At 33.7% G+C, this 14330-nt stretch carries 23 protein-coding genes and 2 tRNA genes; 2 read left to right on the top strand and 23 right to left on the bottom strand.

The window, feature by feature from the left end; translation table 11 throughout:
- From rplF to carA, 21 genes are all read right to left on the bottom strand, one after another.
- Positions 1-546 carry a 50S ribosomal protein L6 gene (gene rplF / locus ABWU28_RS01025; RefSeq protein ID WP_007302547.1) on the bottom strand — a complete coding sequence of 182 codons (546 nt, stop codon included), beginning with the start codon at positions 544-546 and terminating at the stop codon, positions 1-3.
- Between the two features lie 16 nt (positions 547-562).
- Positions 563-958 carry a 30S ribosomal protein S8 gene (rpsH, locus tag ABWU28_RS01020; protein WP_007302546.1) on the bottom strand — a complete coding sequence of 132 codons (396 nt, stop codon included), beginning with the start codon at positions 956-958 and terminating at the stop codon, positions 563-565.
- 22 nt (positions 959-980) lie between these two features.
- Positions 981-1289 carry a 30S ribosomal protein S14 gene (gene rpsN, locus ABWU28_RS01015; protein ID WP_007302545.1) on the bottom strand — a complete coding sequence of 103 codons (309 nt, stop codon included), beginning with the start codon at positions 1287-1289 and terminating at the stop codon, positions 981-983.
- Positions 1290-1301: 12 nt separating this feature from the next.
- A complete protein-coding gene (gene rplE, locus ABWU28_RS01010; protein WP_019236924.1) occupies positions 1302-1838 on the bottom strand; it encodes a 50S ribosomal protein L5 in 537 nt (178 codons plus the stop codon).
- 6 nt (positions 1839-1844) lie between these two features.
- Positions 1845-2162 (bottom strand): 50S ribosomal protein L24, encoded by a 318-nt coding sequence (rplX, locus tag ABWU28_RS01005; RefSeq protein ID WP_010404700.1) that lies wholly within the window; start codon positions 2160-2162, stop codon positions 1845-1847.
- The gene (rplN, locus tag ABWU28_RS01000) at positions 2162-2521 is read right to left on the bottom strand and encodes a 50S ribosomal protein L14 (protein ID WP_007302542.1); all 360 of its coding nucleotides are present in this window, start codon (positions 2519-2521) and stop codon (positions 2162-2164) included. Before rplN ends, rplX begins: the two co-directional genes overlap by 1 nt.
- Positions 2522-2539: 18 nt before the next feature.
- Positions 2540-2770, bottom strand: a complete 231-nt coding sequence (rpsQ, locus tag ABWU28_RS00995) for a 30S ribosomal protein S17 (protein ID WP_010404696.1) — start codon at positions 2768-2770, stop codon at positions 2540-2542.
- Positions 2763-2966: a 50S ribosomal protein L29 gene (rpmC, locus tag ABWU28_RS00990; RefSeq protein WP_038198186.1), complete on the bottom strand. Its 204-nt coding sequence runs from the start codon at positions 2964-2966 to the stop codon at positions 2763-2765. The genes rpsQ and rpmC overlap by 8 nt, the downstream gene beginning before the upstream one ends.
- A gap of 11 nt (positions 2967-2977) precedes the next feature.
- Positions 2978-3391, bottom strand: coding sequence for a 50S ribosomal protein L16 (rplP, locus tag ABWU28_RS00985; RefSeq protein ID WP_019236922.1), 414 nt, complete (start codon positions 3389-3391; stop codon positions 2978-2980).
- Between the two features lie 11 nt (positions 3392-3402).
- Entirely contained in the window at positions 3403-4023 is a 621-nt protein-coding gene (gene rpsC, locus ABWU28_RS00980; protein ID WP_019236921.1) for a 30S ribosomal protein S3, read from the bottom strand.
- A gap of 39 nt (positions 4024-4062) precedes the next feature.
- A complete protein-coding gene (rplV, locus tag ABWU28_RS00975; RefSeq protein WP_007302537.1) occupies positions 4063-4413 on the bottom strand; it encodes a 50S ribosomal protein L22 in 351 nt (116 codons plus the stop codon).
- A gap of 9 nt (positions 4414-4422) precedes the next feature.
- On the bottom strand, positions 4423-4707 hold the full coding sequence (rpsS, locus tag ABWU28_RS00970; RefSeq protein ID WP_010404687.1) for a 30S ribosomal protein S19: 285 nt from the start codon (positions 4705-4707) through the stop codon (positions 4423-4425).
- A gap of 3 nt (positions 4708-4710) precedes the next feature.
- Positions 4711-5535: a 50S ribosomal protein L2 gene (rplB, locus tag ABWU28_RS00965; protein ID WP_214303489.1), complete on the bottom strand. Its 825-nt coding sequence runs from the start codon at positions 5533-5535 to the stop codon at positions 4711-4713.
- Between the two features lies 1 nt (position 5536).
- Positions 5537-5824: a 50S ribosomal protein L23 gene (locus ABWU28_RS00960; protein ID WP_010404680.1), complete on the bottom strand. Its 288-nt coding sequence runs from the start codon at positions 5822-5824 to the stop codon at positions 5537-5539.
- Complete coding sequence (gene rplD / locus ABWU28_RS00955) at positions 5821-6435, bottom strand: 50S ribosomal protein L4 (RefSeq protein WP_006012216.1); 615 nt, start codon at positions 6433-6435, stop codon at positions 5821-5823. Before rplD ends, ABWU28_RS00960 begins: the two co-directional genes overlap by 4 nt.
- Before the next feature lie 2 nt (positions 6436-6437).
- Positions 6438-7160 carry a 50S ribosomal protein L3 gene (gene rplC / locus ABWU28_RS00950; protein WP_029237662.1) on the bottom strand — a complete coding sequence of 241 codons (723 nt, stop codon included), beginning with the start codon at positions 7158-7160 and terminating at the stop codon, positions 6438-6440.
- Between the two features lie 9 nt (positions 7161-7169).
- Complete coding sequence (gene rpsJ, locus ABWU28_RS00945; RefSeq protein WP_012482004.1) at positions 7170-7490, bottom strand: 30S ribosomal protein S10; 321 nt, start codon at positions 7488-7490, stop codon at positions 7170-7172.
- A 14-nt stretch (positions 7491-7504) separates the two neighbouring features.
- Positions 7505-8677, bottom strand: coding sequence for an elongation factor Tu (gene tuf, locus ABWU28_RS00940; RefSeq protein WP_007301992.1), 1173 nt, complete (start codon positions 8675-8677; stop codon positions 7505-7507).
- 78 nt (positions 8678-8755) lie between these two features.
- A tRNA-Gly gene (locus ABWU28_RS00935) sits at positions 8756-8826 on the bottom strand.
- Positions 8827-8830: 4 nt separating this feature from the next.
- Positions 8831-8912 (bottom strand) — tRNA-Tyr (locus tag ABWU28_RS00930).
- 109 nt (positions 8913-9021) lie between these two features.
- A complete protein-coding gene (gene carA, locus ABWU28_RS00925) occupies positions 9022-10110 on the bottom strand; it encodes a glutamine-hydrolyzing carbamoyl-phosphate synthase small subunit (RefSeq protein ID WP_052265062.1) in 1089 nt (362 codons plus the stop codon).
- Positions 10111-10312: 202 nt separating this feature from the next.
- Between carA and ABWU28_RS00920 the strand changes: the two genes are divergently transcribed.
- Together ABWU28_RS00920 and ABWU28_RS00915 are read left to right on the top strand one after the other, a co-directional pair.
- Positions 10313-11029, top strand: a complete 717-nt coding sequence (locus ABWU28_RS00920) for an SDR family NAD(P)-dependent oxidoreductase (protein ID WP_007302529.1) — start codon at positions 10313-10315, stop codon at positions 11027-11029.
- 132 nt (positions 11030-11161) lie between these two features.
- Positions 11162-11629 carry a hypothetical protein gene (locus tag ABWU28_RS00915; RefSeq protein WP_353275359.1) on the top strand — a complete coding sequence of 156 codons (468 nt, stop codon included), beginning with the start codon at positions 11162-11164 and terminating at the stop codon, positions 11627-11629.
- 342 nt (positions 11630-11971) lie between these two features.
- Here the strand turns inward: ABWU28_RS00915 and ABWU28_RS00910 are convergent, their stop codons facing one another.
- Entirely contained in the window at positions 11972-12928 is a 957-nt protein-coding gene (locus ABWU28_RS00910) for an IS5 family transposase (protein ID WP_213863789.1), read from the bottom strand.
- A gap of 573 nt (positions 12929-13501) precedes the next feature.
- Positions 13502-14146: a fructose-6-phosphate aldolase gene (fsa, locus tag ABWU28_RS00905; protein ID WP_007302527.1), complete on the bottom strand. Its 645-nt coding sequence runs from the start codon at positions 14144-14146 to the stop codon at positions 13502-13504.
- Positions 14147-14330 lie beyond the last annotated feature (184 nt).

Raw genomic sequence — 14330 nt, 5'->3', positions numbered from 1 at the left:
TTACTTCTTTTTATTTACAACCTTACGCAGCATAAATTTGCCTTTTATTACAATACCCTTACCTTTATAAGGATCATATTTTCTAATTTTGCATATATCAGAAGCCACCATATAGACTTTTTGCTTATCCATACCGCGAATCACTAAATGAGTTGGCTTTATACACTTAATCTCAACGTCTTTAGGCACTTTATACTTAATATTATGACTATAACCAAGATATAAAGTCAAATACTTATCATCACATTCTGCTTTATACCCCACACCATTGATCTCAAGATCAACAGAAAAATCATTAACCATACCGTTAATCATGTTATTAATATTACTTCTATAAGTGCCCCATATAGATTTTATTTTATCATAATCATCCCTGCCTTGATCAACAGAAAGTAACAATTGATTATCAACTATCTGACACAGAATGCCACTACACAAGTTCAGCTCTTTTTCTGCCCTAACACTTCTTATTAATACCCTACCATTATTATATTCAACTGAAAGATCAGCAGGAATATTGATAGGTGCGGCACCTATACGAGACATACATTTCTCCTATCATTTAAAATACACGACACAAAACTTCTCCACCAACTTTTAATCTACGTGCATTATAATCGGTCATCACTCCTTTCGGTGTAGATATAATAAAAATTCCAAGACCATTATACGCTTTAGAAATGTCCTTACACTTAGAATAATAACGACAACCGGGCTTTGATACCCTAGCTATATCATTAATCACAGGTGATTTATCATAATACTTCAACTGCACAACAAGGGAAGGGATACTATCACTCTCTTGCTTTTCATAATTAAGAATATACCCTTCCTCTTTTAAGATCTTCAATATAGAAGAATTCACTTTAGAGAATAGGACTCTTGTTTCCCTATGCATTGCCAATTGAGCATTACGTATTCTTGTTAAAAAATCACCAATACCATCAGATAACGACACTATTACACTCCTTATATCACATTTACCAACTAGATTTTGTAACCCCTGGAACTTGTCCAAAAGAACACAAATCACGTAAAACAATCCTACATAAACCAAATTTTCTATATACTCCTCTCGGCCTACCAGTTAAAGCGCATCTATTCCTAATTCTGATTTTAGAAGAATCTCTAGGCAATTTTTTAATCAGCTTACTTTGAGCTGCAAACCTTTTTGCAATAGATAAATCCTTATTATTCATTATAGATTTTAATTCTTCCCTTCTCTCCCTATATTGATCGCATAACTTTATTCTACGAAGATTCTTCTGTATCATGGATTTTTTTGCCATATATATTTTCTCTCAATTATCAAAAAAAGGGAATTTAAGAGCCAGTAATAATTCCTTTGCTTCCTTATCACTAACTGCACTTGTTATAATATTAATATCCATACCTCTAATTTTACTTATTTTATCATAGTCTATTTCTAAAAATGATATATGCTCCTTGATACCAAAGGAAAAATTACCATGACCATCAAATTGCTTCACACTAAACCCTCTAAAATCTTTTTCCCTTGGCAAAGCAATATATATTAATCTTTCTAAGAATTCATACATTTTATTTCTACGCAAAGTCACTTTACAACCTACAGTTGCACCTTTTCTAATTTTGAAACCAGAAATAGATTTTTTTGCAAAGGTTAACACAGGCTTTTGCCCAGCAATCAAATGTAGATTATCAAATGGCTCATTTATCGCTTTATTGTCCGTAGCAGCATCTCCAACGCCCATATTGATACACACCTTGACAAGTTTAGGCACTTGCATTACATTGCTGTAATTAAACTTATCCTTTAAGGATTTTACTATATTATCTTTATACAACTGTTTAAACATATCAACCTAATCTATCACTTCTCCAGAAACTTTTGCAAAACGCACTTTTCTACCATCTATAATCTTAAATCCTACTTTAGTTGGAGTTTTACACTTAGGATCCAATATTGCAACATTGGATACATCAATAGCTAACTCTTTATTCAATATACCACCACCACTACCAGCTCTTGGTTTAGTATGTCTCTTACACACATTTACGCCAGAAACAACTACTTTCTTTTTAGCATCACGTATTATAACTTTGATTACCTTACCAATTTTTCTCTTATCTTTACCAGTTAAAACTATAATATCATCACCACTTTTTATTTTAGCACTCATTATAAAACCTCATCAGCTAATGACATTATTTTCATAAAAGAACCAGATAACAACTTTTTTACTGGACCAAACACCCGAGTGCCAAGTGGTTCACCTTGATCATTAATTAAAACCACAGCATTGCTAGAAAAACGAATTACAGAACCATCAGATTTCTTAACACTATTTTTTACTCTAACAACAACTGCTTTATATACTTTTCCTTTTTCAACTTTACCTTTTGGATTAATAGACTTAGTAGATATAATAATCGTATCACCTACAGATGCAGATTTCCTACCACCTAACAAGCCAATACAAAGCACTGCACGCGCACCAGAATTATCAGCTACTTCTAACAATGTATTTTTTTGAATCATATAAATACCTATTCCTTTTTAGCTATTGATAACAACCCATTTTTTAGTAACAGAAATAGGCTTATGTTCCTGTATTAAAACCCTATCTCCCTTTTTGCAACTATTATTCTCATCATGTGCTGTATACTTCTTGTATTTTTTAATAACTTTTTTATACAGCCTATCCTTATACACTTGTAACACCGAAACCTTTACAGTCTTATCAGACTCAGCATTAGTTACGACACCACAAAAAACCTTCTTAGGCATTTTTTCCCTCTCTCTTTCTTCTATTTAATACAGTTAGACTACGAGCTATGCTCTTTCTTATTAAGCTAAAACGCGAAAAATTGTTGCACTGGCCCAGCTTTTTTTGAAAAGCCAAATTAACAAATTCTTTCCTCAAACTCACAAGAAGTTCATGTAATCCTTGTGAAGATTCTGATTCAAATTTAACTATATCCATTGCAACTCCATTCAATTATGATTAGATATAAATTTACACTTCATAGGAAGCTTAGCAGTCGCTTTTTCAAGCGCCAATCTTGCTAAATGCATGGGAACATCACTACTAATTTCAAACAAAATCCTACCGGGCTTAGCTTTAAATACCCAAAATTCAACACTACCTTTCCCTTTACCCATACGTACATCTGCTGGCTTTTTACTAACCGGAGTATCAGGAAAAATTCTTATCCATACTTTACCAGAGCGTTTTAACGTTCTAGATATTACGCGCCTTGCAGTTTCAATATGCTTGGACTGAACCTTACCTACTTCCATAGCTTTTAATCCATAATCTCCAAAAGACAGCGTGCTACCACCCTTAGCATTACCCTTTATTCTCCCCTTAAATACCTTTTTATATTTACTCTTTTTGGGAACAAACATCTCAATATACCTTAACTACCAACATAAACCCAAACTTTAACTCCTATAATACCACATATAGTCTTCGCTTCACAAAAAGCATAATCTATATTAGCACGCAAAGTGTGTAAAGGCAAACGACCTTCTTTGTACCATTCAGTACGAGCTATTTCAGCTCCGCCAAGACGCCCAGAGCAACTTACTTTAATACCCTCAGCACCCATCTTCAAACAATTTTGAATAGCTTTTTTCATCGCTCTTCTACATGAAATCCTTTTTTCTAGCTGATGTGTAATATTCCTTGATATTAAAACTGCATCTATTTCAGACTTTTTAACTCCTACTACATTCACTTCGACACTACTTTCTACTTTTTTAGCTATTTTTTGCTTTATCTTCTCAACATCCAAACCTTTCTTACCTATTATAACTCCAGGCTTAGAAGAATGTATTATTACAGACACTAAAGTAACTGTACGCTCTACAGTTACTTTAGAAATACCAGCATGCTTAAAGGATTCATTTATATAACTGCGAATAAATAGATCTTGATGCAATTTCTGTTTATAATCGTCCGTAGCACACCAAACAGAATCCCAGGTATTACTATTTATTTGCAATCTAAATACTTTAGGATTAACCTTCTGTCCCATATTTTTACACTTTCCTTATTAATTTTCCATTTCTATAAATCATACAATTTCTTTCAATTTTATAGTTATATTACTATAAAATTTGCTCATTCTATTAGCCCTACCCATAGCTTTTGGATATACTCTACGCAAAGTAAGTGACTTACCTATTAAAATTTCCTTTATATATAAATTATCAACGTTCAATCCATAATTATTTTGAGCATTAGCAATTGCAGAATTCAACACCTTCATTATAAAACCGGCAGCCTTTTTTTCACAAAATCTTAATTGTACATTAGCAAAAGAAACTTTTTTATTACGCACTAAATCAGCAACCAAATTTAATTTGCGAGGAGTTGATCTTAAAACCTTAGAACCAGCCTCAACTATTATATCCCTATTTTTCATATCAATTGCCTACCTTCTTGTTGCCTTTTTATCACCACCATGCCCAGTAAATTTACGAGTAGGTGAAAATTCACCGAATTTATGACCTATCATATTCTGATTATCAACACTAACAGGAATGTAATCTTTACCATTATAAACAGCAAACTTTAAACCCAAACAATTAGGAAGAATTACAGAAGCCCTGGAATGAATTTTTATCACCTTATTAATAGAACCCTCTTTTAAAGCCCTCTGAACTAATCTTAGTACAGATGGATGTAAAAAAGGTGGTTTCCATACAGATCTACTCATAAATTAACCTTTCAATTTTTTTATATACTTATCACTAGATTTATTTTTTTTCCTAGTTTTCTTTCCTTTTGTTGCAACACCCCAAGGAGTAACAGGATGACGACCGCCAGAAGTTTTTCCCTCTCCACCTCCATGAGGGTGATCAATCGGATTCATTGCAACTCCACGCACAGCAGGTCTAATTCCAAGCCACCTACTTCTCCCAGCCTTACCCAGCTTTCTATTTTTATGATCAAGATTAGACACTACACCAATAGTAGCTTTACAAGAAGATAAAATCAACCTAACTTGACCAGATCTAAGCCGCAATAAAACATATTGACCATCACGACCAACAATTTGCGCACAACAACCCGCAGCTCTAGCAATTACAGCACCACCACCTGGCTTCAATTCAACATTATGAACAAAAGAACCAACAGGTATATATTTCAACAACAAACAATTACCTGGCAGAATATCAGCATCATCTCCAGCTGTCACAACATCACCAGGCTTCATACCCTGAGGAGCTAATATATAAGATTTAGTATCATCTTCCTTATATGATATTAATGCTAAGAACCCACTTCTATTTGGATCATACTCTATTTTCTCAACCATACCCTGATCACTTCTATTACGTTTAAAATCTATAACTCTATACTTCTTCTTGTGACCACCACCCCTGTGACGAGTTGTAATTCTACCATGATTATTTCTTCCACCACTGGATTTCTTACCAAATACAAGAGACTTCTCCGGCTTATCTTTTGATAAACCAATTTTACTTATTAATATAGTCCCACGAGAAGACGGAGTAACAGGATTAAAAAATTTCATACCCATATTAAACGCTCATTATATCTAATTTTTGACCATCTATCAAAGAAAAATAGACCTTTTTTCTCTGTTTTTTACAACCAACCACACCCCTGAAACGTCTATATTTAGGTTTAACTCTAATAACATTTATAGAAGAAATTCTGACATTAAATAAAGACTCTATTGCCGATTTTATTTGACGCTTATTTACATTTACAAAAACATACAAAGAGTATTTATTAAACTTCTCTCTTAAAAGAGAAGCCTTTTCTGTGATTACAGGAGATTTTATTATATTATTATATTTAATCATAACAATCTACCTTCAAGATGCTTTAAAGTGTCTTTTGTTAACATCACGCATTCATGATTCAATATATCAAAAACATTTAACCCAATAGGTTTGATTAAATCTACATAATGCAAATTTTTAGCAGCACGTAACAAATCATCTCCATAATCACCAACTATTAAAAAAGAAGAAAATTTAAAATTTTTAATATATTCACACATTTTAGATGTTTTCTTCACATCAACATTTAAACTATCAAGAACAATAACTTGATTATTTAAATATTTTAGAGATAAAGCAATTTTCAAACCAAATTTACGTACTTTTTTATTAAGAGAATAAGCATGACTCCTCACAACAGGACCAAAAATAATTCCACCACCTCTAAACTGAGGAGATCGCAAGCTCCCCTGTCTCGCCCTACCGGTACGTTTTTGACCATACGGCTTAGCTGTTGTACCAGAAACATCACTGATACCCTTTGTTTTATGAGCACCAACTCTTCTCTTTGCTAATTGCCATCTCACTATATCATGCAAAATACTCAATTTTTGCTTGGCAGAAAATATCAAGGGATTAAGCTCAACACTACCTACATTATTATTAGATAGATCAACTAATTCACATTCCATAACTAACTCACCAAATTATTAGCATCATCACTCATATTCAACAGCAGACCTGCTGGAAAAGGAACATCTTTATGTAAAGGCTTTTTAACTGCATCTCTCACAAAAACATAAGAGTTTTTAAACCCAGGAACATTATTACCCTTTACAGCAATTATGCTATTTTCATAATCAATGGATAATATTTTCATATTCTGTACAGTCACTCTGCTATTACCTAAATGACCAGCCATTTTCTTCCCCTTGAATACTCTACCAGGATCTTGACATTGACCAGTAGAACCTTGTGATCTATGAGCAATAGAAACGCCATGAGATGCCCTAAGCCCACTGAAGTTATGCCGCTTCATCACACCAGCAAACCCTTTGCCTAAAGAATAACCCGTAATGTCAAGATATTGACCAACTACAAAATGATTAACCCCCACCTTTTTACCACATTCTATTCCGAATAGATCAGTTAATCTACTTTCGTATAATTTACATTTACTATTTATACCCTTTTTCTTTAAATATTCCAACTGAGGTTTTGCTATTTTTTTTAAATCCCCTGTGCCTAAAATGACTGAATTGTAGCCACATTTATCTTGTCCTTTTATATCGATAATATAAGTTTCGCTGAGATGCAATAAGGTTACAGCCATGCGACTATTATCAAAATACATAGCAGTATGGCCAACATTGGTCATTAACAAACCAATTCTCCTAAGCGAATTTATTCTCTTCATTTCCTTTTCCTAAATATTGACTTCCTTAACCTTTAAATCCACTTCTACACCAGCAGAAAAAGATAAATCTGCAAGCATCTTCATCATAGTAGAAGTAGGATTATGTACAATAATTAACCGCTTAGAAATTCTCATTTCAAATTGCTCACGAGATTTTTTATCAACATGAGGAGACCTATTAACAGTAAATTTAGAATCTTTTCTTGGCAACGCAATCGGACCAGATAAATCTGCATTAAACTGCTTTAATTGATCAATAAACTCGCGAATACACTTTTCCAACAAAGAACAATCGAAAGCTTTGATTCTAATATATATATCTTGCTTCATCTTAGTTATTATACTCATTCTAAAATTTCCGAAACAACGCCAGAACCAACAGTTCTACCACCTTCTCTTATCGCAAAACGTAATCCTTTATCCATTGCTATTGGTACTTGCAACTCCACTTCTATACTTACATTGTCCCCTGGCATTACCATCTCCTTTCCATCTAGCAATTTTATGCTCCCAGTTACATCCGTTGTCCTTAAATAAAACTGTGGCTGATAATTTCCAAAAAATGGTGTATGCCTTCCTCCTTCTTCTTTCTTCAATATATACACCTCCGCATTAAATTTCTTATGCGGGGTTATTGTCCCTGGTTTTGCCAATACTTGCCCTCTCTCCACTTCTTCTCTCTTTGTTCCTCTTAGTAGTATTCCTACATTGAGTCCTGCACTTCCCTTATCTAGCAACTTCTTAAACATCTCAACACCAGTACATATCGTCTTTTGCGTCGCTTTCAGACCTATTATCTCTATCTCATCCCCTGTCTTTATCTCCCCCTTCTCTATTCTTCCTGTTACTACCGTCCCTCGGCCCGATATTGAAAATACATCTTCTATTGGCAACAAAAACGGCAAATCTATAGGCCTTGGAGGTACTGCCACATACTCATCTAACTTCTCCATCAATTTATCTATTGATTTCTTTCCATACTCACTACTATCATCCTCTAATGCTTTTAACGCAGACCCAACTATCATAGGCACTTCATCACCTGGAAATCCATACTTACTCAGCAACTCTCTCACTTCCATCTCTACCAAATCTATCATATCAGCATCAGCAACATCAGCTTTATTTATATATACCACGATATATCCAACACCCACCTGTTTTGCCAGCAATATATGCTCTCTCGTTTGTGGCATCGGCCCATCAACCCCTGACACTACCAATATCGCTGCATCCATCTGTGCTGCACCTACTATCATATTCTTTACATAATCAGCATGTCCAGGGCAATCAACGTGTGCATAGTGTCTCTTTTCTGTTTGATATTCAACATGCGCTGTTGCTATTGTTATCCCTCTCTTTCTTTCTTCTGGCGCTTTATCTATTTGATCATATGCTACAAAATTACCATAATGCTTTGTTATCGCCGCTGTTAACGTTGTCTTCCCATGATCCACATGTCCTATCGTTCCCACGTTTACATGCGGCTTTCCAAATGCTTCTACTATCGCTGTCATAATTTTAACTCTTCTACCTAAAATATAAATACATCAACAAATAATATGTTGATTTTATATAAATACAACAAAAAAAAGAGCGGATAGTGGGAATCGAACCCACGTCACTAGCTTGGAAGGCTAGAGCTCTACCATTGAGCTATACCCGCACAATGGAGGAGGTAGGATTCGAACCTACGTACGCAATGCGGACAGATTTACAGTCTGTTACCTTTAACCACTCGGTCACTCCTCCACAAAAATCTGTTAAGAGAACACTACCTTAACTTAAGTTTTATTATTCCTAATATTAAACATCCAAATCCAAAAGATCAAGTAATAAAAGCTAATCTAACTGATTTCAGTTAGATTTTACTTTTATATAACAAAATATTGTCAATAAAACGCCCAAATAAGTAATGTGAATCATGTGTACCTGGCGCTTCTTCTGGATGGTATTGAGTAGAAAAGACTGGGTAATCCTTCATCATTATCCCCTCTACACTATTATCAAATAGAGAAATATGAGTAACTTCAACGTTACTTGGAAGAGAAGCTGAATCAACAACAAAACCATGATTTTGGCTAGTTATCTCAACTTTTTTACTCTCCAGATCATAAACTGGATGATTACTCCCTCGATGACCAATATCCATCTTGACAGTCTTTGCTCCCAAAGTAACTGCAAGTAATTGATGGCCCAGGCATATGCCAAAAACTGGTATTTTAGATTTCACAATAATTTCTATTTCTGAAGTTACACTCTCTCCTATCTCTTGTGGATCACCAGGGCCATTTGAAAGCACTATACCATCTGGATTCATGCTTAATATTTTGTGAGCAAAACCTGTATCTGGTTTGACTAATTCAACCGTACAATCAAGTTCTACTAAGCGTGAGATTATACTATTTTTTACACCGAAATCAACAATTACAACCCTATATTTTGCATTAAGAACGCTTTGAAAGTTATTACTTAAACTGACTTTCTTAGTTATTTCTATTCCATTTACAGATTTGTATTTCTTCAATTCATCTAATATATGTACCTCACTTGACGGACATATCATTCCATTTTGAGATCCATGTTTTCTCAAATATCTCGTCAAAGCTCTAGTATCAATTCCCGATATCCCAACTACATTATTTTTCTCCAACCAATCATTTAAACTAATATATGAAGAAGAGTGAGACATAGGAGAAAGTTCACGCATAACCACACCACTTGCAAAAACTTTTTCTCCTTCATTATCTTTGTGATTTATTCCAACATTACCAATATGAGGAAAAGTGAACGCTATTATTTGATCAGCAAAAGAAGGATCTGTTATAGTATGCTGATAACCTGTCATACCAGTGGTAAAACAAACTTCACCTATACATTTGCCTCTTTTACCTACCGATTTTCCCAAAAAGTACTTGCCATCTTGTAAAACTAAAGCTGCATCCTGCATTTAATTCTCTCAACTCATTTAAAATATTATATAAGAATTTTAAATTACAAGTAAGCAAATACTAAATTTCCCTTTAAGTTTATATAAAATTCAAAATTATAAGTAGCTTTCTTTTTTTATTATTTAGGAAAATTATAGCAAACTTAACTTGTGTGAATAGGCAATAGTCATTACATTCATACTTCATGTTATATAAATTCACATGGATAGAAAAACTTGTCTCATTACAGGAGCATCATCTGGCATTGGAGAAAGTCTAGCACGGTTGCTCATTAAAGATCGATGGTTTGTGGTTGGCATTGCAAGGCGCACTGAAAAACTGGAAAAATTAAAAGAAGAATTAGGTAGTAATTTTTTACCTATAACATGTGATGTAAGCAAAAGTGAAAATATTAAAAACTCGTCTGATTTTTTAAAAAAGCAAAATATTATACCAAATCTCTTTTTTCTTAATGCAGGATGTGGCGAAATAGAAGATAAGTTTCATACCAACATTCATAGAAAAACATTTGAAACCAATTATTTTGGCGTTATCAACTGGATTGAAGAATGGATTCATCATAATTCCTTGGCAACTTTTGCGGTTATATCTTCTCTTGTTGCTATGCATGCAACACCACATGCTTCTGCATACTGTGCCAGCAAAGCAGCACTAAAAAGTTGTTTTCAATCACTAAAAATCCAATATTCTAACAGTAGCACAAAGTTTATCACCATAATGCCAGGGCCAGTAAAAACAGATATGTTTAAGTCTAATAAACCACTTCCCTTCATATGGGAGCCAGAAAAAGCTGCAGCATATATTTTAAAAAGTATATTTAAAGGAAAGAAAGTTATAGCGTTTCCAATTTTCTGGCGGTTATTTTTTCATATTTTACAAATTCTTCCCACTAAAATGACTGCAAGAATCTTACGATAATCACCAAATCTACCATCTTGTAAAGCTAAAGCTCTTCAAAACTCAATCGCAAGCTTCTCCACACAAAAACATCTTGACTATCGCATGTTTCATATTATATGAATAAACTGTTAATGAAAGTGGAGGGTTGCAATGCCTAATAATACAGATCAGTCTAAAAAAATAAATGAGAAATGGTTATTTATAGGAGGTGCTTCACTGTTTCTTGTAATAATGCTACCATCAATTTTTCTCTTAGCAAAAATAGCTATGATGTTTGTTATAATCTCAACTACAGCAATAGCAATAAAAATTTCCTCAAAAGCAATATCAAACGTTTTAGAGGATAAAGAGAATCAATCAACACAAAATAAAATTATAAACCTAGCTATTGGAGCAGTGTCCATACTTGCAGGTGGGCTATCATTACTTATTACAGCAAAAGTTGGTTTCATCGCAATATGTTCAACTATAGCTATTTTAGCTCTGTATGAATATATTAAAGATGAAAAAATAGGTAAGGATATAAATGATAAATTCGATGAAATAGCTAATAATACAACTGAGTTTTGCGTCAACAGCATTGAAAAACTTATTCCATCACAAAGTTGTGAAGTGTAATCTTTTGTTTATAAATTTTTAGATGCATGGCTAACGTATAAACACTGAAATCAGCACTTCCTTTCTTGTTATACTAGTAATGGCTTCCATCATCAAAAATGTTGTATTACTTTTATACTCGCAAATCTAACTGGATTCCAATGCTGGAATAACATTACCTTGAATGGAAATCGGTGCGTGATGTACATCTGTATAGAGATTAAATATGTCATTCAGTTTGTTATCATTCTAGTACTGCCATTCTATAGGTAACAGCTGTACCTGGAGCTCCTCTCTTGTCATTCCAGCACTGGAATGGCTTTGTTGCACAGCTCTTCGGATAGTGGGTAATGTATAATAAATTCATGAAGCTATATCAAACTTAGCCATGCCTATTTCAGTAAATTTGTTAAGCAAATAACACTTGAGTAGCAGTTCCTTCTCACGATTAATCTCAGATTTATTCCTAAAACTAAATCCAAATATTTGCTTCAGTCGCGAGAAAAAACTTTCTATATAAGATCTCTTCCAATAATTTATCTCTTTTTTCCACCTCTTCATACCATCTTCATCATATGACTTTATGAGCTTGATTGTAGAATTTCTCTCATTCATATAATCCAACTTTGGATGCTCTACTGCATTATTTTGCGGAGGAATCCTTGTCTTTATGTCAAGCTCATCGCACAGTTTGTATAACTTCTTTCGATTATATGCCCTATCTGCATATATCGTGCTTATGTTATACTTGGTATCCACTCTTTCAATAAGATCACAGGCTCCATAGTGGTCGGAATAAACTCCACTACTGTATTTTGCAGCTATAACTTTTTTACTACCTATCTCTAGCATTACATGTAGCTTTCTTGTTTGCTCATAGCGGCGATACTTTCTATCTGTACCATTTGCCTTACTATGGCCTGGAATATTATTGTAGATGCTGATACCTGTACTATCTATAGCAATTTCAATATCTTCCATATCGTTCTTATCAACTCTGCAGTCGTTGATTTTGATATTAAGCTTTTTAAACCTTCTTGAAGCCTGCGAATAGCTGATAATTTGCAAAATTTTCCCTATTTGCTCAAGATATTTCTCTATAAATCCCACTGTTTGCCTAAGACCAATCCTGAATAGATAGGTTATTATGTGAATTAGAATCACTACTTTGTCGCTGTAGACATTGTTGCCACCTGCTACTTTTGGACTATTTTCGTACCAATTTTCAATGGCATCGTTGATATAATGAAAAACATTTCCCCTTTCTTGAAGAAATTTGTTATATTCATTGCAGTTACTGACTTTCATTCTTATTGGCATATTTTTCCTTTGTCGGCTAAATATCTATTTTATAACAAATTCCATCAGTAACTGCCTGTTCTTTCCTTGAGTGGTGCAACAAAGCCTGCTGGAATCCAGAAAACTTAATTTCAAACCAGTACTTTCCCTCTTTTCATCCCAATTTCCAAAATGTTACTCCAGTACTGAAATCCAGCTTTTTTATAACTATCGAAAACACTGTATTACTTTACAAATTTAACTAAATATAATTACTGGCATGGCACGTTCGTAAAATTACGATAAAAAATTACTTGACAAACTCTAATAGTTTTGTTACCATGCACGGTGAAGGTGTTCTAGAGCTCGGAATCTATCTTCGTCTGCAGACTTTTCAATTCAATTAATCTATAATCTTCAGTTAAAATATATTTTAGCTATACTTCGGTCGTAGCTGTATACATTTTTCTCAATCTTTTTTATTAGTGGAGGACTATCATGTTTAAAACACTGAATTACGCATATCATTGACCTACATGTCTTTAAAGGACAGATGGTACCTATGTCCTTTTTATATAAATTATTGTGTTTTTATGTCTTTTTTAGCAATGTCATTTATTGTTTTACGCCCCAGTCTTTTTCAAATATTGCGAGCCCTTGATCAGTAAGTGGATGATTAATTAACTGTCTAAGTATTTTTGCTGGCACAGTAATTGAATGAGCACCAAGCCGTGCAGCTTCTATTACATGTGCTGGACTTCTTACTGATGCAACAAGAACTTTTGTCTTAAAATTATAATTAGAATATATAGTGCATATATCTTCTATTAGCGATAAGCCATCATAGCTTATATCATCAAGGCGACCAACAAAGGGAGAAATAAAACAAGCACCGGCCTTAGCGGCAAACAGTGCTTGTCCAGGAGAAAAACATAATGTAATGTTAGCAGGTATTTTATGTTCTGTCCACAACTTTTTACAAGAAATTAATCCTTCATGTGTAAGAGGTAACTTTACTACGATATTACTAGCGATTTTCGCTAACTTAAGGCCTTCCTTAACCATATCTTCATGGCTATCTGCAACAACTTCAACACTAACAGGTCCTTTTATAATAGAACATATTTCGCTTACTAAATCTTCGTACTTATCTTTATGTCCAGATTTTGCTATTAAAGAAGGATTAGTTGTTATACCATCAATGAACTCTTTTAGCTCCTTAATTTCATTCAAATCAACACTATCAAGAAAAATTTCCATATTATTGTCCTATTAAAAACCTATTTTTACAAAATATTGTCATCTTTGAAAAGTATTAAATAAAATCGGATTTTTAACTCAACTCAATTTTCAGTCCGTTAGGAAAGAAAATATTGCACTGAGACACAGTATAGCGCTTTCCTTAATTGGTTGCATTTTATTAACAAAATTAGCATAACCAATT

This window comes from Wolbachia endosymbiont (group B) of Pilophorus perplexus (assembly GCF_964028155.1).
Lineage (GTDB): Bacteria > Pseudomonadota > Alphaproteobacteria > Rickettsiales > Anaplasmataceae > Wolbachia.
Note: the sequence above shows the minus strand (reverse complement) of the source record. Positions and strands in the feature narration are given on the sequence as shown.